This window comes from Cupriavidus sp. SS-3 (genome assembly GCF_035818815.1).
Taxonomy (GTDB): Bacteria; Pseudomonadota; Gammaproteobacteria; order Burkholderiales; family Burkholderiaceae; genus Cupriavidus; species Cupriavidus taiwanensis_C.
In genome coordinates this window covers 1-6,704 of sequence record NZ_JAYLVT010000034.1, presented here as the reverse complement: position 1 = coordinate 6,704, position 6,704 = coordinate 1, and the positions used below count along the sequence as shown (strand labels likewise).

At 70.6% G+C, this 6,704-nt stretch carries 7 protein-coding genes; all 7 read right to left on the bottom strand.

Annotated elements, in window-relative coordinates; translation table 11 throughout:
* Nucleotides 1-140, bottom strand: a 140-nt coding sequence (locus tag U9J39_RS29240) for a biotin carboxylase N-terminal domain-containing protein (protein ID WP_326348781.1), incomplete at its 3' end; no start/stop codon positions are given.
* Nucleotides 141-211: 71 nt separating this feature from the next.
* Nucleotides 212-1,234 (bottom strand): biotin synthase BioB, encoded by a 1,023-nt coding sequence (bioB, locus tag U9J39_RS29235; protein ID WP_092318330.1) that lies wholly within the window; start codon nucleotides 1,232-1,234, stop codon nucleotides 212-214.
* 18 nt (nucleotides 1,235-1,252) lie between these two features.
* Nucleotides 1,253-2,008, bottom strand: a complete 756-nt coding sequence (gene bioD, locus U9J39_RS29230) for a dethiobiotin synthase (RefSeq protein WP_115707785.1) — start codon at nucleotides 2,006-2,008, stop codon at nucleotides 1,253-1,255.
* Nucleotides 2,005-3,219, bottom strand: coding sequence for an 8-amino-7-oxononanoate synthase (bioF, locus tag U9J39_RS29225; RefSeq protein ID WP_115707784.1), 1,215 nt, complete (start codon nucleotides 3,217-3,219; stop codon nucleotides 2,005-2,007). The genes bioD and bioF overlap by 4 nt, the downstream gene beginning before the upstream one ends.
* Nucleotides 3,209-4,609, bottom strand: coding sequence for an adenosylmethionine--8-amino-7-oxononanoate transaminase (gene bioA, locus U9J39_RS29220; RefSeq protein WP_116378001.1), 1,401 nt, complete (start codon nucleotides 4,607-4,609; stop codon nucleotides 3,209-3,211). Before bioA ends, bioF begins: the two co-directional genes overlap by 11 nt.
* Before the next feature lie 240 nt (nucleotides 4,610-4,849).
* Nucleotides 4,850-5,638, bottom strand: coding sequence for an enoyl-CoA hydratase/isomerase family protein (locus tag U9J39_RS29215; RefSeq protein ID WP_116312036.1), 789 nt, complete (start codon nucleotides 5,636-5,638; stop codon nucleotides 4,850-4,852).
* A 52-nt stretch (nucleotides 5,639-5,690) separates the two neighbouring features.
* A complete protein-coding gene (locus U9J39_RS29210) occupies nucleotides 5,691-6,587 on the bottom strand; it encodes a dienelactone hydrolase family protein (protein WP_326348780.1) in 897 nt (298 codons plus the stop codon).
* Between the last annotated feature and the right edge of the window lie 117 nt (nucleotides 6,588-6,704).

Here is a 6,704-nt window from a genome sequence, read left to right as displayed (position 1 = left end):
TCGTCGCAGAAGGCGACGTGGCGCGCCTCGGCGTCGGCATCGGAATACACCGCGACGGTGCGGATGCCGAGCCGGCGACAGGTGGCGGCCACGCGGCAGGCGATCTCGCCGCGGTTGGCGATCAGGATCTTGTTGAACATGCGCCCTCCTTGTTATCCCCTAACCGGGATATTACGGCGGCGCGCCGTCCAGCGGGCACTTTCCTGTCACATCATCCCGCGTAGCCCTCGGCGCGGATGTCGAGGCGGGCCAGCAACGCGCGGTCGCGGTCGGCCTGCGGGTTGCCGGTGGTCAGCAGCTTTTCGCCGTAGAAGATCGAATTGGCGCCGGCCATGAAGCACAGCGCCTGCAGCGCTTCGTCCATGGCCTCGCGGCCGGCGGACAGGCGCACCATCGCCTGCGGCATGGTGATGCGCGCCACCGCGATGGTGCGGACGAACTCGAACGGATCCAGCGCCTCGGTGCCGGCCAGCGGCGTGCCCTCGACCTGCACCAGGTTGTTGATCGGCACCGATTCGGGATAGGGGTCCATATTGGCCAGCTGCGCGATCAGGCCGGCACGCGCCTCGCGCGACTCGCCCATGCCGACGATGCCGCCGCAGCAGACGTTGATGCCGGCGTCGCGCACGTGGCCGATGGTGTCGAGCCGGTCCTGGTAGGTGCGCGTGGTGATGATCTTGCCGTAGAACTCGGGCGAGGTGTCGAGGTTGTGGTTGTAGTAGTCCAGCCCCGCCTCCTTGAGCTGCTGCGCCTGCTCGGCCTTGAGCATGCCCAGCGTGACGCAGGTCTCCAGCCCCATCGCCTTGACTTCGCGCACCATGTCCATCACCGGCTCCAGGTGGCGGTCCTTGGGGCTGCGCCAGGCGGCGCCCATGCAGAAGCGGGTGGCGCCATTGGCCTTGGCCGCGCGCGCGGCGTCCAGCACTTCTTCCAGCGCCATCAGCTTCTCGGCCTTGACGCCGGCGTCGTGGTGCGCGCTCTGCGGGCAGTAGCCGCAGTCCTCTTCGCAGCCGCCGGTCTTGATCGACAGCAGCGTCGACAGCTGCACGGTGTTGGCGTCGAAGTGTTCGCGGTGCACCTGCTGGGCGCGGAACAGCAGGTCGTTGAACGGCAGCGCGAACAGCGCGGCGACGTCATCGACGCGCCACTTGGCGTCGTCGGGCAAGGCATGCTGGCGCGCGGTCTGGCGCAGCGATTCGGCGGAGATGGTGGTAACGGTGTGGGCTTGGGTCATGATCAATGGAATTTTTGTTCAGGCAGCCAGGCCGGCGGCCTCGGCCTGGTATCGAGTGGCGGCGGCCAACAGCGGCGCGAGGTCGAGCCGGTCCGCGGCGGAGGCGGGCGCCAGTTGCCAGGGCAGCTCGCCCAGGCAGGGCGCATCGAGCGACGCGTGCAGCGTGGCGATGTTCTCGTCGGCCAGCAGCATGTCCGGGTCGACCCGGTTGGCGATCCAGCCGGCCAGCGGCAGGCCGCGCGCGCGGATGGCTTCGGCGGTCAGCACGGCGTGGTTCAGGCAGCCGAGCCGGATGCCGACCACCATTACCACCGGCACGCTCAGCATCACGGCGAGGTCGGCGGTGTTCCAGCGCACCGCGCCAGCATCGAGCGGCACGTTGAAGCCGCCCACGCCCTCCACCACCACGGCGTCGGCCTGGCGGCGCAGCGCGTCGAAGGCGGCGCGGATCGGTGCGCGCGTGATGCGCACGCCTTCCTGCGCGGCGGCCAGGTGCGGCGAGCATGGCGTGCGCAGCAGGAACGGGCAGGTCTGGCCCAGCGGCACCGCGACCGAACTGGCGGCGCGCAGCTGCGCCACGTCGTCGTTATGCCAGTGGCCGTCGCGCCATTCGCTGCCGCTGGCCACCGGCTTCATGCCGGCGGTGCGGTAGCCGGCGGCATGGAGCGCATGCAGCAGCGTGGCGCTGGCGTGGGTCTTGCCGATGCCGGTATCGGTGCCGGTAACAAAGCAGGCGAACGGTGCAATGGGCGGGACGGGCGCGTGCGGGCTCATGCGGCCTCCCGCTGCGCCACCGCGGCAGCCAGCGCATCGAGCAGGCGCTGCACGTCGGCTTCAGTGTGCGCCGCCGACAGCGTGATGCGCAGCCGCGCGGTGCCCTCCGGCACCGTCGGCGGACGGATCGCGCCGACGCGAATGCCGTCGGCCTCCAGCGTGGCCGACAGCGCCAGCGCGGCCCCGTTGTCGCCGACGATCAGCGGCTGCACCGCGGTCTCGCTGTCGCCCAGGGTCCAGCCCGCAATGGCGGCCAGCTGGGCCAGGCCCTCGCGCAGCAGCGCGATGCAGCGCGCCAGTTGGGCCCGGCGCTGCCGGCCCTCGTCGCCTTCGATGATGGCCAGGCTGGCCAGCAGCGCATGCGCGACCGCGGGCGGCGCGGCGGTGGTGTAGATATACGGCCGCGCGGTGTTGACCAGGTGCTCGATGATGGTTTCGTGCGCGGCGACAAAGGCGCCCGCCACGCCGGCCGCCTTGCCGAGCGTGCCGATGTAGATGAAGCGTTCGGACGACAGGCCGAGCGCCTCCAGCACGCCATGTCCCTGCTCGCCGAGCACGCCGAAGCCGTGCGCATCGTCGACGACGATCCACGCGTCATAACGCTCGGCCAGCGCCAGCAGCTGGCGCAGCGGCGCGACGTTGCCGTCCATGCTGAATACGCTGTCGGTGACGATCAGCTTGCGGGCGCTGGTGCTGGCCGCGAGCAGCGCCTCGAGCGCAGCGGTGTCGCAATGCGGATAGCGCTGCACGTCGGCACGCGCGAGCCGTGCGCCGTCGATCAGCGACGCGTGGTTGAGCGACTCGCAGAACAGCGTGGCCCCGGCCGCGCCGAGCGCGGTCAGCACCGCCATGTTGGCCATGTAGCCGGTGCAGAAGTACAGCGTGCGCGCCTGCGCGATGTACGGCGCGAACCAGCGTGCCAGTTCGGCTTCCAGCTGCGCGTGCGCGAGCGAATGGCCGCTGACCAGGTGCGAGGCGCCGCTGCCGGCGCCATAGCGCCGCGCGCCTTCCACCAGCGCGGCGATGACTTGCGGGTGGCTGGCCAGGCCGAGGTAGTCGTTGCTGCAGAAGGTCAGCAGCGACTCCGGCCCGGTCCCGTCCTCGCCCACGGCCTGGTGCGGCGCGCAGGCGGTGTGGGCGATGCGGCGGCGGCGCGTCAGTGCCAGCGCGTGGCGCTGTTCGGCGGCCTGCTTCAGTTGTTCAAGCAGCATGGCGTACCTCCTTGCCCGCGGTCACGTCGTCGAGCGTGGCCAGCATCTGTTCGCCCAGCCAGCGTGCCTGCGCGGCGTCGAAGACATAGGGCGGCATCACGTAGAGCGTATTGCCGATCGGGCGCACCAGCAGCTCGCGCGCACGCGCGGCATGGTGGAAGCGCGCGGCAAAGTCGGCGCCGGCAACGTCGTCGCAAACATCGGCGGCCCAGATCAGGCCACGCTGGCGCACATGGCGCACGCGCGCGTCGGCGGCCAGCGCGGCCATGCCGTCGGCCAGCCACTGCGCGCGCTCCCGGTTGCGCGCCAGCACATCGTCCTGCGCGAACAGGTCCAGCGTGGCCAGCGCCGCGCGGCAGGCAAGCGGGTTGCCGGTGTACGAATGCGAATGCAGGAAGCTGCGCGCCAGCTCGTCGGCGACGAAGGCGCGCTGGATCTCCGGGCGCGACAGCACCAGCGACAGCGGCAGGTAGCCGCCGCTGATGCCCTTGGACAGGCACAGGAAATCAGGCCAGGCATGCGCGGGCAGCGGCGCCTCGGTGCCGCGCGACTGCTCCCACGCGAAGAAGGTGCCGGTGCGCCCGCAGCCCACCGCGATCTCGTCGGCGATCAGGTGGACGCGGTAGCGGTCGCACAGCGCGCGCACGCCATCCAGGTAGGACGGGTCATGCATCGCCATGCCGGCGGCGCCCTGCACCAGCGGCTCGACGATCAGCGCGGCAATGGCGCCGGCGCGCTCGCGCAGCAGCGCCTCCAGCTCCGCCAGCGCGCGCGCCGCCACGTCGGCGGCGGACTCGCCGCGCCGGGCCTGCCGCGCATCGGGCGACATCACCACATGCGCGCGGCGGATCAGCGCGTCGTAGGCGTCGCGGAAAATCTCCACGTCGGTCACGGCGAGCGCGCCCACGGTTTCGCCGTGGTAGCCGTGGCGCAGGCAGACGAACTCGCGCTTGGCGGGCAGGCCGGTGTTGCGCCAGTAGTGGAAGCTCATCTTCAGCGCGATCTCGACCGCCGAGGCGCCGTCCGAGGCGTAAAAGACATGGCCCAGCGCGCCGCCGGTCAGCGCCGACAGGCGCTCGGCCAGCTCCACCGCGGGCGCGTGCGTGCAGCCCGCGAGCATCACGTGCTCGAGCGTCTCCAGCTGGCTCGCCAGCGCGGCGTTGATGCGCGGGTTGGCATGGCCGAACAGGTTGACCCACCAGGAACTGGTGGCGTCGAAGTAGCGCTGGCCGTCGGCATCGTGCAGCCACGGGCCTTCGCCGCGCACGATCGCCAGCGGCACGGCGTCGTCGTCAGGACGAAGGCGCGTGCACGGGTGCCAGACAGCGGCGCGGCTGCGCTGGCCGAGGCCGGCCGCGCCGCTGCCTGGGGAAAGGGACAGGTGGTCCAAGATAGCCCTCCTTGGTTGGCCGTCCGCGCCGGCGCGGCCGGCAGGGCCGGTCGGCGCGAGGGTCGCGGGCGGATTGGGAGGGTCATGGTAGGGACGACTTCCGCGGCTTGGCAATGCCGCAGGATTTTCCCCGTTAGCGCAGCGTTGGCAGGATTTGGCGAATGTTGCCGGCAAGAAGCACTGCGCTTGGGGCTAGCGTGCCGCCATCTTCACGCAATCGCGCGTCGCCTTTATTTGAACTCAAGCCGGCCGCCACGACGGCGTGCGCTTCTCCAGGAACGACTTCACCCCTTCGCGCCCCTCTTCCGACGCCCGGATCCTCGCGATGCGGTCGGCCGTATCCGCCAGCAGGTCGTTGTCGATCACGCGCCCGGCGATGTCCTGCACCAGCCGCTTGCTCTCGCGCACGGCGTTGGGGCTGTTGGCCACCAGCGCGGCCGTCAGTTCGGCGACCTTGGCATCGAGCGCCTCGGCCGGCACCACCGCATGCAGCAGGCCCAGGCGCAGCGCCTCGGCCGCGTCGAAGCGCTCGGCCGTGATGAAATAGCGGCGCGCGGCCTGCTCGCCCATGGCGCGGATCACGTACGGGCTGATGGTGGCGGGCAGCAGGCCCAGGCGCGCCTCGGACAGGCAGAAATGCGCGTGCTCGGCCGCCACCGCGATATCGCACGCGGCCACCAGGCCCATGCCGCCGGCATAGGTGTCGCCCTGGATGCGCGCGATCACCGGGCGCGGACAGGACCAGATGGTGTGCAGCATCTGCGCCAGCGTCAGCGCGTCGGCGCGGTTCTGGTCGTCGGAGTAGCCCGCCATCTTCTTCATCCAGTTCAGGTCGGCGCCGGCGCAGAAGGCCGGGCCGTTGCCGGCCAGCACGATGGCGCGCACCTCGTCCATGTCGCCCAGCGCGCGGAAGGCGCCGGTCAGTTCGGCGATCACGGTCTCGTTGAAGGCGTTGCGCACGTCGGGCCGGTTCAGCGTGACGGTGGCGACGTGGTTGGCGATATTGACGGTCAGGGCAGTGAATTCCATGGTTCGCTCCGTTGGCGGATATGGCGCATATAGCGGATAGGGATGATGCGGCTCAGGTGCCCGGATCGAAGGGCAGCCCCAGCGAGCGGAAGAAGTCGCCCACCTCCGGCAGCCACACCGGGATGCCTTCGCGCGCGCTGAACAGGCGGTGCGAGTCGGCGCCGAACTCGCCCACGTCGACCAGCCGGGCCTGCGCGGCCGGCCCGCTGGCGCGCGCCTTGAAGGCGTTGAACATGCGGCCGGGCAAGGGCACCGGCCAGTAGCTGTCGTTCTCGCCATAGACCCACAGCGAGGGGTAGCGCGCCACGCTGCCATAGCTGGCGAAGGCATCGACCAGGCGCTCTTCCCAGTCGGGGCAGTTCAGGTTGCGCAGCCCGCCGGCAAAGTTGACCACGCCGCGCACACCGGGATAGGCGATGGTGCTGAAGGCCATGGTGGTCAGCCCGCCGTGCGACTGGCCGATCACGACGATACGTTCCATGTCGACATAGGACTGTGTCGCCATGTAGTCGAGCGTGGCGACGACGTCGTCGGCCTGCATCATGCCGTTGGTCTCGATGTCGCAGCTGCCGCCGATATAGGCACCGCCCGAGCGCGCAAAGCCCTGCCGCATCGGCAGCACCACCACGTAGCCGCGGCGCAGGAACTCCACGCTCTGCGCCGGGAAGCGCGCGCGCCCCTGCATGCCGGGCCGGCCCGGCGCCTTGCCGTGGTTGATCACCACCAGCGGGAACGGCCCCGCGCCGGCCGGCTTGAACACCGTCGCTTCCAGGTCGATGCGCGACGGGATCGCGGCCTTGGGCAGCATCACCACCTGCTCCTGGAAGCGCACGCGCGCCGCCGACTGGCCGTTGCCGTCCGCCATCTGCGCATGGCCGCACAGCGGCGCCAGCACGGCAAGCGCCGTGGCCAGGACAAGGCGGTGAAACAGGCGGGCGGTGCGGCGCATCAGCAGTCAGGCAATATCAGGTCGGCGCAGATTGACATGCTTACATGCGGAACACGCCGAACTTCATCTCGTCGATCGGCGCATTGAGGCTGGCCGACAGGCCCAGCCCCAGCACCG

Coding starts and splice junctions, on each gene's coding strand:
- bioB (WP_092318330.1), bottom strand. CDS start 1,234: ATGACCCAAGCCCACACCGTTACCACCATCTCCGCCGAATCGCTGCGC.
- bioD (WP_115707785.1), bottom strand. CDS start 2,008: ATGAGCCCGCACGCGCCCGTCCCGCCCATTGCACCGTTCGCCTGCTTT.
- bioF (WP_115707784.1), bottom strand. CDS start 3,219: ATGCTGCTTGAACAACTGAAGCAGGCCGCCGAACAGCGCCACGCGCTG.
- U9J39_RS29215 (WP_116312036.1), bottom strand. CDS start 5,638: ATGGAATTCACTGCCCTGACCGTCAATATCGCCAACCACGTCGCCACC.
- U9J39_RS29210 (WP_326348780.1), bottom strand. CDS start 6,587: ATGCGCCGCACCGCCCGCCTGTTTCACCGCCTTGTCCTGGCCACGGCG.